This window comes from Sphingomonas sp. UYP23, assembly GCF_054059235.1.
The window spans coordinates 290,208-306,203 of the sequence record NZ_JBSSBX010000001.1 but is presented as its reverse complement, the minus strand read 5'-3'; the positions used below and the strand labels follow the sequence as shown (position 1 = coordinate 306,203).

The following is a 15,996-nucleotide window of genomic DNA, read 5'->3' as shown; positions in this document are numbered from 1 at the left end:
GTGCGGGGTCAACCGCGTTCGCCGCGCAATCCGACGCTACCGCTTCGCGGCGGGTCGCGCTAATGGCAGTGGTAACACGAGAAACTAAGAGAGGCCGATCATGAACCAGATGGATTTCGCGCTGGGCGAGACGGCGGATATGATCCGCGACACGACGCAGCGCTTCGCGACCGACCGGATCGCGCCGATCGCGGCGAAGGTCGACGCCGAGGACTGGTTCCCGCAGAGCCTCTGGCCAGAGATGGGTGCGCTCGGGCTGCACGGCGTAACCGTTGCGGAGGAGGATGGCGGGCTCGGGCTCGGCTATCTCGAGCATGTCATCGCGTGCGAGGAAGTGTCGCGCGCGTCGGCTTCGGTCGGCCTGAGCTATGGCGCGCATTCGAACCTGTGCGTCAACCAGATCGCGCGCTGGGCGTCGCCTGAGCAGAAGGCGAAATATCTGCCCAAGCTGATCTCGGGCGAGCATGTCGGGAGCCTTGCGATGTCCGAGGCGGGCGCCGGGTCCGACGTCGTCGGTATGAAGCTCAAGGCCGACAAGGTGCAGGGCGGCTATGTGCTCAACGGCACCAAATTCTGGATCACCAACGCGGCCTATGCCGATACGCTCGTCGTCTATGCCAAAACGGGCGAGGGCTCGCGCGGGATCACTACCTTCCTGATCGAGAAGGACATGCCCGGCTTCGCGATCGGGCAGAAGATCGACAAGATGGGGATGCGCGGTTCGCCGACCGCGGAACTCGTCTTCACCGACTGCGAGGTGCCGGAAGAGAATATCATGGGTCCGGAGAATGGCGGCGTCGGCGTGCTGATGTCGGGGCTCGATTATGAGCGCACCGTGCTTGCCGGAATCCAGCTCGGGATCATGCAGGCGTGTCTCGACGTCGTCGTGCCGTACGTGCGCGAGCGGCGGCAGTTCGGCAAGGCGATCGGCAGTTTCCAGCTGATGCAGGCGAAGGTCGCCGACATGTACGTCGCGCTCAATTCGGCGCGCGCCTATGTCTATGCAGTGGCGCGCAGCTGCGACGACGGACGGACGACGCGCTTCGATGCGGCGGGGGCGATTTTGCTCGCGAGCGAGAATGCCGTGAAGGTCGCCAACGAGGCGGTGCAGGCGCTGGGCGGGGCGGGCTATACCAAGGACTGGCCGGTCGAGCGCTACTATCGCGACGCCAAGCTGCTCGATATCGGCGCAGGGACCAATGAGATCCGCCGGATGCTGATCGGGCGCGAGCTGATCGGCAACGACGCGCCCGCCGCGCAGTAACGCATATCCGTCATCCCGGCCTTGTGCCGGGATCCACCGTGGTCTTGGCGTTACAATCGCCAGCTATGCGGCACGGTGGATGCCGGGACAAGCCCGGCATGACGGGATGGGGCGGCGGGGGGCCCGCGTCTTACCAGACGTGAACCCGCGCGCCCGGCGCAAGATAAAGCTTCTCGCCCGCCTGCACCTTGTACGCCGGATACCAGGCGTCGAGGTTGCGTACCGTCAGCACGCGGAACATCGCCGGCGCGTGGACATCGGTCGCGATCCGCGCGCGCAGCGCCTTGTCGCGCATCTTGGTCCGCCAGCTCTGCGCGAACGCCAGGAAGAAGCGCTGGTCGCCGGTCATCCCGTCGATCACCGGCGGCTCCTTGCCGCCGTACGACGCGCGATACGCCTCGTACGCCGCGGTAAGGCCGGCGGTGTCGGCGATGTTCTCGCCGAGCTCCTGCTTGCCCTTGAGCTTGAGCCCCGGCAGCGCCTCATAGGCATCGTATTGCGCCGCGAGTGCCGAGCCGGCTTGTTCGAAGCGCGCGAGATCCGCCGGGGTCCACCAGTTGCGATACTTGCCGGTCGAATCGAAATCGGCGCCGAGATTGTCGAAGCTGTGGCTGATCTCATGCCCGATCACCGCGCCGATCGCGCCGTAATTGGCCGCCGCATCGTATTTCGCGTCGAAATACGGCGCCTGCAGGATCGCGGCGGGGAAGTTGAGCGCATTCTGCAGCGGAAGGTTGACCGCGTTCACCGTCTGCGGGGTCATCCACCATTCGGTGCGGTCGGGCGCCTTGCCGAGCTTGCCGATCTGGTAGCGATAGATCGCGAGATCGGCGCGTTCGAGATTGCCGATCGGGTCCTTCGCATCGACCGCGAACTTCGGGAAGGCGCGCCAATGGTCGGGATAGCCGATGCCGACATAGAGCACCGACAGCTTGCGGCGCGCCTCGGCTTTGGTCCCGGGGGTCATCCAGTCGAGCTTCTGGATACGCTGGTCGAACGCACCGACGATGTTCTTGACCATCGTCTGGATCTCGGCCTTCGACTGCGCCGAGAAATAGCGCGCGGCGTAGAGCCGCCCGACTTCATCGCCCAGCGCTGCGTTGACCGCCGCGATGCTGCGCTTGTCGCGCGTCTGTTGCGCGGGCGTGCCGTTGAGCTGCTTGCCGTAGAAGGCGAAGCGCGCATCGTCGAACGCCTTGGGGAGGACCGAGGCTGTCGCGGTGATGCGGTGTGCGGTCAGCCAGTCCTGCCAGTCGGCGAGCGGCTCGCTCGCGACGAGGCCCGAGAGCTTGGTGATCGCATCGGGCTGCCAGGCGATGAAGTCCTGCTGGCCCGCCGGGATGCCCGCCGCCGCCCAATAGGCCGCCCAGTCGAGCCCCGGCGCCTTGCGCGCGAAGTCGGCGCGGGTCCACGGATTGTCGCCCTCGCTCGCGTCCTGGCTCGCTTCGATGTCGGTCTGGGCGGCGGCGATCTTCATTTCGAGCGCGAAGACGCGCGCGGCGCGTGCCGCCGGATCGCTGAGGCCGGCGAGACCGAAGATCTGCGTCAGATAGGCTTTGTAGCCTTCGCGCAGCTCGGCCATTTGCGGGGTCTGCGAGAGGTAATAGTCGCGGTCGGCTAGGCCGAGGCCGCCCTGCATCAGGTAGGGGGTGTTGCGCTTGGGTTGGTTGAGATCCTGCGAGACGAACAGGCCGAAAAGGTTGGTCGTGCTGGCATAATTGTTGTTGTTGAACGGGTCGGTATCGGCGCGCATCTGTGCACCCATCACCTTCGCCAGCGCCGCCTTGTCGCGCAGCGCGTAATACGGCGCGATGAGCACCTTGAGCGGCGCGATGCCGCGGGCCTCGATCGCGGCGGTGTCGTTATAGGCGGCGTAATAGTCGGCGATCAGCCGCTGGCTGGTGCCGGGCGCGGCGTTGCCCTTGGCGGCGTCTTCGATGATCGCGGCGTTGCGCGCCTCGGCCACCTTGGAGACCTCGACGCCAACGCCGGTCGAGGAGCGCGCCGGCTCGATCTCGGCGGTCTTGCGCCAATTGCCATTGGCGTAGTCATCGAAATTGTCGCCCGGCTTGACGCTCTTGTCGACCAGCGCCGGATCGACGCCCGATTGCGTGCCGATCATCTGCGCCGCGACGCCGGTGGCGATCGCCGAGCTGGCGAGCAATGCGATCGAAAGAACGGTCAGGCGTTTCATGGACAAGTTTCCTCTGCAACCATCGGCTTTGGATGGCGGTATACGCGCTCCGTGGCGCCTGCCAATCGGCTTTCCTTCGCGGCTGTGGACCGCTAGGCAGTTTCATATGCAACGGATACCGCAAGCAGGAAGCCCGCTTTGAGCGCTCCCGTCCTCGACACCAAGCTCAGCGCCGATGGCAAGACCTTTCGCGCCAATGCCGCGCACAATCGCGCCCTGGTCGAGCGGCTGCGCGCCGATGTCGCGCAGGCGGCGCTCGGCGGCACCGAGAAGAGCCGCGAGCGCCATACCGCACGCGGCAAGCTGCTCCCGCGCGAGCGCGTCGAGCGATTGCTCGATCCGGGCTCGCCGTTTCTCGAGATCGGCCAGCTCGTCGCCAACGGGCTGTATGATGACGAGGTGCCGGGCGCGGGCGTGATCGCCGGGATCGGGCGCGTCTCGGGACGGCAGTGCATGATCGTGTGCAACGATGCGACGGTGAAGGGCGGGACCTATTACCCGCTGACCGTCAAGAAGCATTTGCGCGCGCAGGAGATCGCGGAGGCGAACATGCTGCCGTGCATCTACCTCGTCGACAGCGGCGGCGCGAACCTGCCGCATCAGGCCGAAGTCTTCCCCGACCGCGACCATTTCGGGCGGATCTTCTTCAACCAGGCGAACATGAGCGCGAAGGGCATCCCGCAGATCGCCTGCGTGATGGGATCGTGCACCGCGGGCGGTGCCTATGTTCCCGCCATGTCCGACGAGACGATCATCGTGCGCGGGCAGGGGACGATCTTCCTCGCCGGACCGCCGTTGGTGAAGGCGGCAACGGGCGAAGTGATTTCGGCCGAGGAGCTGGGCGGTGCGGATACGCATGGGCGGCGCTCGGGCGTGGTCGATCATGTCGCCGAGAATGACGAACATGCGCTGACGATCGTGCGCGACATCGTCTCGACGCTCCAGCCGCAGCGCGGGGGCGACGTCAATCTCGAGGAGCCGCGGCCGCCGAAGTTCGACGCGGAGGAGCTGTACGGCATCGTCCCGAGCGACGTGCGCGCGCCGTACGACGTGCACGAGATCATCGCGCGGTTGGTCGATGGGTCGGAGTTTCACGAGTTCAAGGCGCTGTACGGCACTTCGCTGGTCTGCGGCTTCGCGCATATCTGGGGGATGCCGGTCGCGATCCTCGCCAATAACGGCGTGCTCTTCTCGGAAAGCGCGCAGAAGGGCGCGCATTTCATCGAGCTGGCGTGTCAGCGGCGCATCCCGTTGCTGTTCCTGCAGAACATCTCTGGTTTCATGGTCGGCGGCAAATATGAGGCCGAGGGGATCGCCAAGCATGGCGCCAAGCTCGTCACCGCGGTCGCCACCGCGACCGTGCCGAAAATTACCGTGCTGATCGGCGGCAGCTTCGGCGCGGGCAATTACGGGATGTGCGGGCGGGCCTATTCGCCGCGCTTCCTGTTCTCTTGGCCCAACAGCCGCATCTCGGTGATGGGCGGCGAACAGGCGGCGAGCGTGCTCGCGACCGTCCACCGCGACGCCGACAGCTGGAGCGACGAGCAGGCGGAATTCTTCAAGGCGCCGATCCGCCAGAAGTACGAGGACGAGGGCAATCCCTGGTACGCCACCGCGCGGCTATGGGACGATGGCATCATCGACCCGGCGCAGACGCGCGACGTGCTCGGCCTGGCGTTTGCGGCGACGCTCAACGCGCCTATCCCGGAGCGTCCGGCGTTCGGCGTGTTCCGGATGTGATGGCCGATCCGACCTTCGCCTTCCCCGATCCCGCGAGACTATAAGGAACCGCCATGTCCCTGATCTTCGCCCTCGCGCTCGCCGCGCAGATGTCGTCGCAGACCACGCCGGTCCAGCCGATCGTCAAGGGCACCGGCCTGCCGCCCCCCGGCACCGAGGAAGCGCAGGTGATGGCGCCGGTCAACGCGCTGCTCGCCGGGATCGCCGCGCGCGACGCCGCCTCGATCGGCCAGGCGTTGCGCAGCGATGCCACGGCGACTGCCGTTGCCGAGCAGCCCGACGGCACGCGCAAGATCACGCATTCGACCCGCGAACAGTTGCTCGCGCGCTTCGCCCCCGGGCCCGAGCGCTATGACGAGCGGCTCAGCGACACCGCGGTCGAGATCGATGGCGACATCGCGATGGTGTGGAGCCCCTACACCTTCCGCATCGACGGCAAGCTCCACCATTGCGGCTACGACCATTTCGACCTGGTGCGCGAGGGCGGCAGCTGGAAGATCCAGAACCTGACCTGGTCGTCGCGCACGACGGGCTGCGAGGGATGACCTACACTCGTCGCCCCGGCGCAGGCCGGGGCCGCTGTGCGTGTGCGCGCGGCGCTTCTCTCATCGTAACGGCCCCGGCCTGCGCCGGGGCGACGGATAGACACGCATGATCCAGTCTCTGCTCATCGCCAATCGCGGCGAGATCGCCTGCCGCATCATCCGCACCGCCAAGGCGATGGGGGTGCGGACGATCGCGGTCTATTCGGATGCCGATGCCCAAGCGCTCCACGTTCGGCAGGCCGATGAAGCGGTGCATATCGGGCCGTCGCCGGCACGCGAAAGCTATCTGGTGGCCGAGAAGATCATCGCCGCGGCAAAGGCCACGGGCGCGGAGGCAATCCATCCTGGCTATGGCTTCCTCTCCGAAAATGCCGACTTCGCGCAAGACGTGATCGACGCCGGGATCGTCTGGGTCGGCCCCAATCCCGACAGCATCCGCGCGATGGGGCTCAAGGACGCCGCCAAGGAGCGAATGATCGCGGCGGGCGTGCCGGTGACGCCGGGCTATCTCGGCGCCGACCAATCGCCCGAGCGGCTAGCGGCGGAGGCGGCGGCGATCGGCTATCCGGTGTTGATCAAGGCGGTCGCGGGCGGTGGCGGCAAGGGGATGCGGCGCGTCGACGATCCCGCGGACTTCGCCGATGCATTGGTCTCGTGCCAGCGCGAGGCGGCGTCGTCGTTCGGCAATATCGACGTGCTGATCGAGAAATACATCCTCTCGCCGCGCCACATCGAGGTGCAGGTGTTCGGCGATGCCCATGGCAACGTCGTCCATCTGTTCGAGCGCGACTGCTCGCTCCAGCGCCGTCACCAGAAGGTGATCGAGGAAGCCCCCGCGCCGGGGATGGACGCGGTCACGCGGGAAGCGATCTGCGCGGCCGCAGTCAAGGCGGCCAAGGCCGTCGACTATGTCGGGGCGGGGACGATCGAGTTCATCGCAGATGCGAGCGAGGGCCTGCGCGCCGATCGCATCTGGTTCATGGAAATGAACACGCGCCTCCAGGTTGAGCATCCGGTGACCGAGGAGATCACCGGGGTCGATCTGGTGGAGTGGCAGCTGCGCGTGGCCAGCGGGGAGGCGTTGCCGAAGCGACAGGACGAGCTGTCGATCAATGGCTGGGCGATGGAGGCGCGGCTGTATGCGGAGAACCCAGCGAGCGGCTTCCTGCCCTCGACCGGTACGCTCGAGCATCTGTCCCTGCCGCGTTTCGCGCGGATCGAGACTGGGGTCGAGGAAGCGGGCGAGGTCTCGCCCTTCTACGATCCGATGATAGCCAAGATCATCGTCCATGCCGAAGATCGATTGGCAGCGATCGCGGCCTTGTGGGACGCGACGAGCGATGTCGAGGTCTGGCCAGTGCGGACCAACGCTGGTTTCCTCGCGCGGATTTGCGAGGATCCGGACTTCGGCGCGGGGACTATCGACACCGGGCTGATCGAGCGGCGTGGCGAGGCGCTAACGGTGCCGCCCGCGCCGCAGCCGACGCACCTGCGCGACGCCGCCGCGGCGCTTGCCGCGCGCCCGATGCTTGGCGTGTGGGACGATGCGATCGGTCTGCGGCTCAATGCGACGGCGCGGTCCGAGGTGCGGATTGTCGACGATACGGGCGCGGTGCGTGTCGTCGGCGACCTGATGATCGACGACGGCCCGCCACAGGACGAAGTCGTCAGCTTCTTCCTCGGCGAAGGCCGAAGCTATCGGCTGTACCAACCGCGCGGCACCGCCACCGGCGCCGCCGCCGACGGTGCGATCCTCTCGCCCATGCCCGGCCGTATCATCGCGGTCGATGTCGCCGCGGGCGACAGCGTCGCCAAAGGCCAAAAGCTCGTCACGCTCGAGGCGATGAAGATGGAGCACAGCCTGACCGCGCCGTTCGACGGCACCGTCGCCGAACTCAACGTCGAGGTCGGTGGACAGACGCAGGAAGGCGTCGTGCTCGCGCGGCTGACGCGTGCCGATGCCGCCTGAGACCACAGCCCCGCACGGCGCGCTCGCCGGGGTCAAGGTGCTCGATCTGTCGCGCGTGCTCGCGGGGCCGTGGGCGACGCAGATGCTCGGCGATCTCGGGGCCGAGGTGCTCAAGATCGAGCAGCCGGGGCAGGGCGACGATACGCGCCGCTGGGGGCCGCCGGCGCTCGCCGATGATTCGGGCGATTCGGCCTATTATCTCTGCGCCAATCGCAACAAGCGTTCGCTCGCGATCGATCTCGCGCAGCCCGCGGGGGCCGACCTGATCCGCCGGCTCGCGGCGCAGAGCGACGTGCTGGTCGAGAATTTCCGCGTCGGCGGGCTCGCCAAATACGGGCTCGATTATGCGAGCCTCGCCGCGATCAATCCGCGGCTGGTCTATTGCTCGATCACCGGCTTCGGGCAGGACGGTCCGTACAAGGACAAAGCCGGCTACGACTTCCTGATCCAGGCGATGGGCGGGCTGATGAGCGTCACCGGCGAGGCCGACGGGCCGCCGATGAAGGTCGGCGTGCCGATCGTCGATCTGTTCACCGGCACCTATGCGACCGTCGCGATCCTCGCCGCCTTGCGCCACCGCGACGCGACGGGGCGGGGGCAGCATGTCGATTGCGCGCTGCTCGACACGCAGCTGGCGATGCTGTCGAACCAGGCGTCGAACTGGCTCAACGGCGGCACGGTGCCGGTGCGGCGTGGGAACGACCATCCCAACATCGTGCCGTATCGCGATTACGAAACCGCCGATGGCGCGATCGTCGTCGCGCTGGGGAACGACCGGCAGTTTCGCGATTTCCTGCGCGTGCTGGGGTTGAGCGATCTGGGCGACGATCCGCGCTTCGCCAGCGTTGCGTTGCGCAGCGAGCATCGCGACGCGCTCCACGCGCAGCTCGCGCCGGCGGTGGCGCAGTGGCGATCGGATGAGCTCGTCGCGGCGATGGAGGCGGCGAAGCTGCCCGCGGGCAAGGTCGCCGGGCTCCCCGAGATCTTCGCCGATCCGCACGTTGCGCACCGTGAGAGCGTCCAGGCGATGGCGCGCGGCGATGGCACGCCGCTGAAGGTCGTCGGTTTCCCGGCGAAGCTGTCGGAAACACCCGCCAGCTACGACCGAGCGCCGCCACGCGCCGGGGCGGATACGCGTGCGGCGCTGGCCGAGGCCTTGGGGCTGTCCGAGGAGGGGCTCGATGCGTTGGCGGCAACGGGCGTTATCGCATAGCCGAAGCGCTGCCCCCGGGCCTTCGCCGGGGTGGCGCAAGCAAGGGGCGCCGTCAGACCCTCACCGCCCCTTGAACAAGCCGCCGAGCACGCCGCGAACCAGGCTCCCGACGATGCCGCCCGCGGAACTGCGCGACGATCCGAACACCGCTTTCGAGACCTCGTTGGCGACTTGCCGACCGACTGCCGAACTCGCCGAACGCGTCGCCGAGGTTATCGCGCGGTTCCAGGGTGAGTTGGCGGCGGCCTTCGCCTCGGCTGCGGCCTGCTGCGTTGCCAATTTGGCCTGACGATCCGCTTCGCGCTGCGCGGCGATGCGCTGGCGCTCGGCGTCCTTGGCGGCGACCGCATCGGCCTTGGCCTGCACCGCGGCGGCCTTTTCGGCGTCGGTCTTGGCCTTGGCTTCGGCCGCAGCGGCGGCGGCCTCCTGCGCCTTGGCGCCGAGCATTTCCTCGGCCGAGTGGCGATCGACCAGCGTGTCATATTTATTGCCGACCGGATCGGTCGAGATCATCACGCCGCGCTCGACCGGCGTCACCGGCCCGACGCGCGAGGCGGGCGGGGCGATCAGCGTGCGCTGAACGGGCGAGGGTGATCCGTCGGGGAGCAGCAAGGAGACCAGCGCCTCGCCGACCTTCAATTCGGTGATCGCGGTCTCGACATCGACGCCCGGATTGGCGCGGAAGGTGGTCGCGGCCGAACGCACCGCAGCCTGGTCGCGCGGGGTGAAGGCGCGCAGCGCGTGTTGCACCCGGTTGCCGAGTTGCCCGGCGACAGTATCGGGAATGTCGATCGGGTTCTGCGTGATGAAATAGATGCCGACGCCCTTCGATCGGATCAGCCGGACGACTTGCTCGATCTTTTCGAGCAGCGCTTTGGGCGCGGCATCGAACAGCAGATGCGCTTCGTCGAAGAAAAAGCAGAGCTTGGGCTTTTCGGGGTCGCCGACCTCGGGGAGGTGCTCGAACAATTCGCTCATCAGCCACAGCAGGAAGGTCGCGTAAAGCTTTGGCGACGCCATCAATTTGTCGGCGGCCAGCACGTTGACGATCCCGCGGCCTTTTTCGTCCATCCCGATGAAATCGTCGAGATCGAGCGCGGGTTCGCCGAAGAAATGCTCGCCGCCCTGGCTGCGCAGCTGGAGCAGCGCACGCTGGATCGTGCCGATCGATTGCTTCGAGACGTTGCCGTAGGTCGTGGTCAGCTCGTCGGCGCGTTCGGCGCAACTGGCGAGCATCGCTTGCAGATCGTCGAGGTCGAGCAGCAGCAGCCCGTCCTTGTCGGCGACGTGGAAGGCGATCGTCAGCACGCCTTCCTGAACCTCGTTGAGGTCCATCAGCCGCGACAGCAGCAGCGGCCCCATCTCCGAAATGGTGGTGCGGATCGGGTGGCCCTGTTCGCCGTACAGGTCCCAGAATTGCACGGGCGTATCGGCATAGGCCCAGGCGTCGTCGCCGATCTGCTTGGCGCGCGCGGCGAAGATCTCGTGATTCTTGGCGGTGGGGGAGCCGGCCATCGCGAGGCCCGACAGATCGCCTTTCACGTCCGCGACGAAGCAGGGGACGCCCGCGCGCGAAAAGCCTTCGATGATGCCCTGGACGGTGACGGTCTTGCCGGTGCCGGTCGCGCCCGCGATTAGGCCGTGGCGATTGGCGCGCTTGAGCTCAAGCTGCTGGGGGTTGGCGCCGCCGGGGCCTGCGCCGATGAAGATGCTGGTGGTGTCGGTCATGCAGCCTCGCGAAATTTCGACGCGAACTATCGCGCGAAATTCAGCACTGCGGAAGCCACTTTAGCCCTCCCCTTTCGGGGAGGGGTTGGGGGTGGGGGAGGTCTCGCAGAGAGCGGGTGCCCATTACAGCCCCACCCCAACCCCTCCCCTGAAGGGGAGGGGCTTAATCATCGAAATTACTTCTTGAGCTTGACGCCGATGAAGAACGCCGGCTGACGCCCGCGTACGACATAGAGCGCGACCTGCGACCGACCCGCGGCCTTCGCCTGCATCACGATCGCCCCGAGCGCTGCCGGGGTGCCGACCAGCGTACCGTTGGCCGAGATGATCACGTCGCCACGCTTGAGGCCCTTGGCGCCTGCGTCGCTCGACGGATCCACCGTGCCGATCACGACACCCTGCACCGACGAATCGATGCTGAAGGTGCGCGCGATCTGCGGCGTGAGCGTCGCGACGGTCACGCCAAGCGGGTTCGACGCTGCCTGGCCGGCGTTCGGCGTATCGCCGTCGTCGGACATGTCGTCGTCGGCATTGGCATTGGCCTGCGCGAGCAGCGCATCTTCGGACGGACGCGTGCCGATCGTCGCGATGATCGTCTGCGGCTTGCCCTGGCGGACGATGTCGACGGGCACGCGCGTTCCGGGCGTCACGTTGGCGACGAGATAGCTGAGCGACTGGTCGGGGTTCACATCCTTGCCGCCGACGCGCAGCACGATGTCACCAACCTTGAGGCCGGCCTTGTCAGCGGGCTGGCCGGCTTCGATGCTGCGCAGCAATTCGCCCTTGTTCTTGGCGAGGCCGAACGACGAAGCGAGATCATCGTCGATCGGCTGCGGGCCGACGCCGAGATAACCGCGTGCGATCTTGGTGCCCTTCATCAGCTTTTCGATGACCGGCTTGGCGTCGGTCGCGGGGATCGCGAAGCCGATGCCGATATTGCCGCCACCGGTGCTGCCGAGGATCTGCGAGTTGATGCCGATCACATTGCCGTTGAGGTCGAACATCGGGCCGCCCGAATTGCCCTGGTTGATCGCGGCATCGGTCTGGATGAAGCGGTCATAGGCGCCCGCACCGGTCACACGGTGGAGCGACGAGACGATCCCCGCGGTCACGGTGCCGCCGAGGCCGAAGGGGTTGCCGATCGCGACGATCCAGTCGCCGACGCGCGCCGAGTCCGAATCGCCGAACTTCACGAACGGCAGGTTCTTCGCCTCGATCTTGAGCAGCGCGAGGTCCGAGGTCGGATCGCGGCCGATCAGCTTGGCGACATATTCCTTGCGGTCGGTCAGCGTGACGGTGATCGAATCGACCGTCGCACCCTTGGCGCCGGCCGCGACGACGTGGTTGTTCGTCACGACATAACCGTCGGGCGAGATGATGAAACCCGAACCGAGCGAGGTCGCTTCGCGCGTCACCGGCGCGGCGCCGCCGCCCTGGCCCTGCTGCTGGCCGAACAGACCCTCGAACGGGGTGCCGGCAAACGGGTTGGCGGGCTGCGCCTGCGTTATATGCTGGCTGGTCGAGATGTTGACGACCGCGGGTTGCAGCCGAGCGACCAGGTCGGCGAAGCTCATCGGCGCGCCGGGCTTGGGGGCGGCGGCGGCCATGACGGCGGGTTCGTTCTGGGCGGTCTGCGCGCCTCCGGCGGATGGCAACGCAATGGCGGTGGCGGTCCCGCTCAGCAGCAGGGCGGCGGTGATGGCGTAGGCGTAGCGCACTAGGGTCGTTTCCTCTCGTCTACCAATTGGCAGCAACGCGATAGCTGTTAGCCATAGTTGCTGAACGGCGATTGAATATCAACGGCTGGCGGGCCGTTGCGGGGCCGTCGAATCAACGGCGACCCTGGAATTCCTTCAAATAGGCATTGTCTGGCGACAGAACCAAGCTCGTCGAGCCCTTGCCGTCCTGCGCGAAGGTGTAGCGATACGACTGCATCGCGCGATAGAAGTCGTAGAACTCGGCATCCTTGTTGAACGCCGCGGCATAGATCTGCGCCGCCTGCGCATCGGCCTGCGCCGAGATGATCTGCGCGGTCTGCGCGCCCTGCGCTTGGATCGTCAGCGCCTGCTGATGGCGCGCGGTGCGCATCCGGTTCAAGGCGCTGTCGAACGGGGTGCCGGTCGGCAGGTCGGCATGCTTGATGCGGACGTCGACGATCTGCACGCCATATTGCGACGCGAGCCGCTGCAGGCCGGCGCGGATGTTGCCCATCACCTGCGTGCGCTCGGGGCTGAGCAAGGCCGCGAACGGACGCTTGCCGAGCTCGTTGCGCAGCGACGAGCTGAACAGCGGCTGGAGCTGATCCTTGACGCGCTGCTCGGTCACCGAGGTGCTGCCGGTCGAGATCACCGCTTTCAGCGGATCGACGATGCGGAAGCGCGCATAGGCGTCGACCTCGAGCCGCGTCTGGTCGGTCGACAGCACGGGCTGGTTGTCGAGCTCGACGTCGAGCACGCGCTTGTCGACCCAGACGAGCCGGTCGATGAACGGCACGCGGAAGTTGATCCCCGCGCCGGTCCGGCCGAACACCTCGTTCGGGCGATATTCGTTGATCGTCGCGACCGGCTGCTGAAAGCGCAGGATCACCGCCTGGCGCGTCTCGGGGACGATCGCGACCGAACTCGCCGCAACGATCAGCAGGAGAAGCGCGACGATGCCAAGCGTGATCGGATTGCGGAGCAAAGTGCGGTTCACTGTGCGGCTCCCTGAGCTTGCGGGGCGGGCGCGGCGTCGGGCAGGCGCTTGGTGATACCAGGCAGCGGCAGATACGGCACGACGCCTGGAGCCTGGATGATCGTCTTATCGGATTTGGACAGAACCTGCTCCATCGTGTCGTAATACATGCGGCGACGCGTCACGTCGGGCGCGAGCTTGTACTGGGCGTAGATCACGTCGAACGCCGCGGCCTCGCCCTGCGCCTTGGCAAGCACCTGCTGCGCGTACCCGCGCGCCTTGCTGATGTCGCTCTGCGCCTGCTGCTGGGCTGCCGAGACTTCCTTGAACGCGTCGGACACCTGCGCCGGTGCCTGCGCGCCGCGGATCGCGACACCCTGGATGCGGATGCCGGCGTTATAGCCGTCGAGAATGTCCTGCATCGATTGCTGGACCTTGACCTCGATCGCGTTGCGCCCGCTGCCGATCGCGTCGTCGAGCGTCGCGGTGGCGACGGCCGCGCGCATCGCGCTCATCGCGGTCGCGCGCAGCGTGTTGCGCGGCTCGGCGATCTGGAAGGCGAAGTCTTGCGGGTTCGAGATCTGCCAGCGCACCGAATAATCGAGATCGACGATGTTCTGGTCGCTCGTCAGCATCAATTTGTCGGTCTCGGAACCGCCATCGCCTTCATCGGGGAAGGTTTCGGTGTTGATCGCCGCGACATCGACCTTCGCCACGTCGACGAACGGCGCGGGCAGCGTCATGCGGATGCCGGGCTCGAGCGTTTCGGAATAGCGGCCGAGGAAGGTCACCACGCCGCGCTGTTGCGGCCCGATCGAATGGAAGCTGGTGAGGACGATCCAGGCAAGCACGATCACGCCGACCGCGATCAGCCACAGATTGGTCGCGCTCGGCGCACCGGGGATGCGCGGACGCCCGCCACCGCCGAAGCCGCCCGGGCCGCTGCCGCCGCCGCGTGCGCGTTTGAGGAATTCGTCGAGCGCGCTCGGGCCAGCCGTCGTGCCGCGCGGTTTGCCGACGGGGGGCTGCGCCCAGGGGTTGCGCGGACCGCCGCTCTTGTCGTCGTCCCCGCCGCCCGAACCGCCACCAGCGCCGCCGCTGCCCCACGGGCCCTTGCCATCGGCGGATTGGAGGGAAGGGCGTGGAAACCAGCGCGATAGGATCGTCATGGTCCCTTTATAGGGGCGTGCTCCGACGAAAAACAGTGGCAAGCGTGCCCATGACGCCTATCTGGCGGCGATGACCGATCCGATTTCGCCCGACGCCGCCCTCAACGCCGCCCTCTCGCTGGTCGCGGGTACCCGCGCAACCGGCCGGATCGAGGATGCCCGCGCGAGCGTGATCGTCGATGTCAGCGGGCTCGACGAAGCCGATCACGCGCCGCTCGAGGATGCCGTGCGTCGGGCGGCGGCCCTGGTGGCCGGGGTCGAGACGGTGCGCGTTGCGCTGACGAGCCAGCGCCAGCGCCGCGTGACGATCGCAGTCGGCAGCGGCAAGGGCGGGGTCGGCAAGTCGACCGTCTCGGCCAATCTCGCGATCGCCTTGCACCAGGCGGGGCGGCGCGTCGGGCTGGTCGATGCCGATATCTACGGGCCGTCGCAGCCGCGGCTGATGGGTGTCGCCGATCTCAAGCCGACCGCGCACAACAAGGTGCTCAACCCGGTACAGACGCCGTTCGGCGTGCCATTGCTGTCGATGGGGATGCTCGTCACCGCCGACCAGGCGATCGCATGGCGCGGGCCGATGGCGGCGGGCGCGTTGACGCAGATGATGGACGCCAATTGGGGCGCTGCCGACACGCTGGTGATGGACCTGCCGCCGGGGACGGGCGACGTCCAGCTGACGATGATCCAGAAATACCGGCCGACCGGTGCGGTGATCGTCTCGACCCCGCAGGATCTCGCGCTCATCGACGCGCGGCGCGCGATCGACCTGTTCGTCAAGGCGGGCGTGCCGATCATCGGCCTGATCGAGAATATGGCGGGCTATGTCTGTCCGTCGTGCGGCGAAGTGTCCGATCCGTTCGGCACCGGCGGCGCGGAGGCTGCAGCGAAGGAGTTGGGGCTGCCGTTCCTCGGGCGCATCCCGCTCGACATGCGCGTGCGCGTTGCATCCGACGCTGGCCAGCCGCCGGTGACGGGGAACGGCCCCGAGGCGGTGGCGTTCAAGCAGATTGCCGGCAGCGTCGCCGGCTGGATCGAAGGACATGCCTGATGCCGCTCACCAGCGATAGCGACCTTCGCACCCTGCTCGAGGAAACCCGCACGATCGCCTTGGTCGGCGCGTCGGACCGGCCCGATCGTCCATCGTACCGCGTGATGCGGACGCTTCAGGAGCATGGATATCGCGTGATCCCGGTCAACCCGCAGATCACCGGCGAGCATCTCCACGGCGAATTCGTGTTTCGCGATCTGTCGCAGATCGGCGACCCGATCGACATGGTCGACATCTTCCGCAATTCCGCTGCCGCTGGGGACGCGGTCGACGAGGCGATCGCGGCGGGGGCGAAGGCGGTTTGGCTTCAGTTGGGCGTCGTCAACGAAGCCGCCGCGGCGCGCGCCGAGGCGGCGGGGCTCAAGGTCGTGATGGACCGTTGCCCGGCAATCGAGCTGCCGCGGTTGGGCGTCGCCAAGATCGCCTGAAATCGGCCATGATTGCAGCGGAGTATCG

Annotated in this window: 12 protein-coding genes; 7 read left to right on the top strand and 5 right to left on the bottom strand. The window is 67.1% G+C overall.

The window, feature by feature from the left end:
• The first annotated feature begins 100 nt into the window (after positions 1 to 100).
• The gene (locus ACVWYO_RS01650; RefSeq protein WP_010183402.1) at positions 101 to 1,264 is read left to right on the top strand and encodes an isovaleryl-CoA dehydrogenase; all 1,164 of its coding nucleotides are present in this window, start codon (positions 101 to 103) and stop codon (positions 1,262 to 1,264) included.
• A gap of 130 nt (positions 1,265 to 1,394) precedes the next feature.
• Here ACVWYO_RS01650 and ACVWYO_RS01645 read toward each other — a convergent pair whose 3' ends face one another.
• Complete coding sequence (locus ACVWYO_RS01645) at positions 1,395 to 3,458, bottom strand: M13 family metallopeptidase (RefSeq protein ID WP_457348474.1); 2,064 nt, start codon at positions 3,456 to 3,458, stop codon at positions 1,395 to 1,397.
• Between the two features lie 138 nt (positions 3,459 to 3,596).
• Between ACVWYO_RS01645 and ACVWYO_RS01640 the strand changes: the two genes are divergently transcribed.
• The 4 genes from ACVWYO_RS01640 to ACVWYO_RS01625 all read left to right on the top strand — a co-directional run bounded on the left by ACVWYO_RS01640 (position 3,597) and on the right by ACVWYO_RS01625 (position 8,925).
• Positions 3,597 to 5,198, top strand: coding sequence for a carboxyl transferase domain-containing protein (locus tag ACVWYO_RS01640; protein WP_457348473.1), 1,602 nt, complete (start codon positions 3,597 to 3,599; stop codon positions 5,196 to 5,198).
• Between the two features lie 53 nt (positions 5,199 to 5,251).
• The gene (locus ACVWYO_RS01635) at positions 5,252 to 5,743 is read left to right on the top strand and encodes a nuclear transport factor 2 family protein (RefSeq protein ID WP_457348472.1); all 492 of its coding nucleotides are present in this window, start codon (positions 5,252 to 5,254) and stop codon (positions 5,741 to 5,743) included.
• 106 nt (positions 5,744 to 5,849) lie between these two features.
• The gene (locus ACVWYO_RS01630; protein WP_457348471.1) at positions 5,850 to 7,712 is read left to right on the top strand and encodes an acetyl/propionyl/methylcrotonyl-CoA carboxylase subunit alpha; all 1,863 of its coding nucleotides are present in this window, start codon (positions 5,850 to 5,852) and stop codon (positions 7,710 to 7,712) included.
• Positions 7,702 to 8,925 carry a CaiB/BaiF CoA transferase family protein gene (locus tag ACVWYO_RS01625; RefSeq protein ID WP_457354827.1) on the top strand — a complete coding sequence of 408 codons (1,224 nt, stop codon included), beginning with the start codon at positions 7,702 to 7,704 and terminating at the stop codon, positions 8,923 to 8,925. Before ACVWYO_RS01630 ends, ACVWYO_RS01625 begins: the two co-directional genes overlap by 11 nt.
• A 60-nt stretch (positions 8,926 to 8,985) precedes the next feature.
• On the opposite strand, the gene ACVWYO_RS01620 is transcribed toward ACVWYO_RS01625, so the two are convergent.
• The 4 genes from ACVWYO_RS01620 to hflK all read right to left on the bottom strand — a co-directional run bounded on the left by ACVWYO_RS01620 (position 8,986) and on the right by hflK (position 14,495).
• Complete coding sequence (locus ACVWYO_RS01620; RefSeq protein WP_457348470.1) at positions 8,986 to 10,653, bottom strand: helicase HerA-like domain-containing protein; 1,668 nt, start codon at positions 10,651 to 10,653, stop codon at positions 8,986 to 8,988.
• 176 nt (positions 10,654 to 10,829) lie between these two features.
• Entirely contained in the window at positions 10,830 to 12,371 is a 1,542-nt protein-coding gene (locus tag ACVWYO_RS01615; RefSeq protein WP_457348469.1) for a Do family serine endopeptidase, read from the bottom strand.
• Between the two features lie 112 nt (positions 12,372 to 12,483).
• On the bottom strand, positions 12,484 to 13,347 hold the full coding sequence (hflC, locus tag ACVWYO_RS01610) for a protease modulator HflC (protein ID WP_457348468.1): 864 nt from the start codon (positions 13,345 to 13,347) through the stop codon (positions 12,484 to 12,486).
• Entirely contained in the window at positions 13,344 to 14,495 is a 1,152-nt protein-coding gene (gene hflK / locus ACVWYO_RS01605) for a protease modulator HflK (RefSeq protein WP_457348467.1), read from the bottom strand. The genes hflC and hflK overlap by 4 nt, the downstream gene beginning before the upstream one ends.
• A 70-nt stretch (positions 14,496 to 14,565) precedes the next feature.
• Between hflK and ACVWYO_RS01600 the strand changes: the two genes are divergently transcribed.
• Positions 14,566 to 15,540: an Mrp/NBP35 family ATP-binding protein gene (locus tag ACVWYO_RS01600; RefSeq protein ID WP_457348466.1), complete on the top strand. Its 975-nt coding sequence runs from the start codon at positions 14,566 to 14,568 to the stop codon at positions 15,538 to 15,540.
• Positions 15,540 to 15,968 (top strand): CoA-binding protein, encoded by a 429-nt coding sequence (locus ACVWYO_RS01595; protein WP_457348465.1) that lies wholly within the window; start codon positions 15,540 to 15,542, stop codon positions 15,966 to 15,968. The genes ACVWYO_RS01600 and ACVWYO_RS01595 overlap by 1 nt, the downstream gene beginning before the upstream one ends.
• Positions 15,969 to 15,996 lie beyond the last annotated feature (28 nt).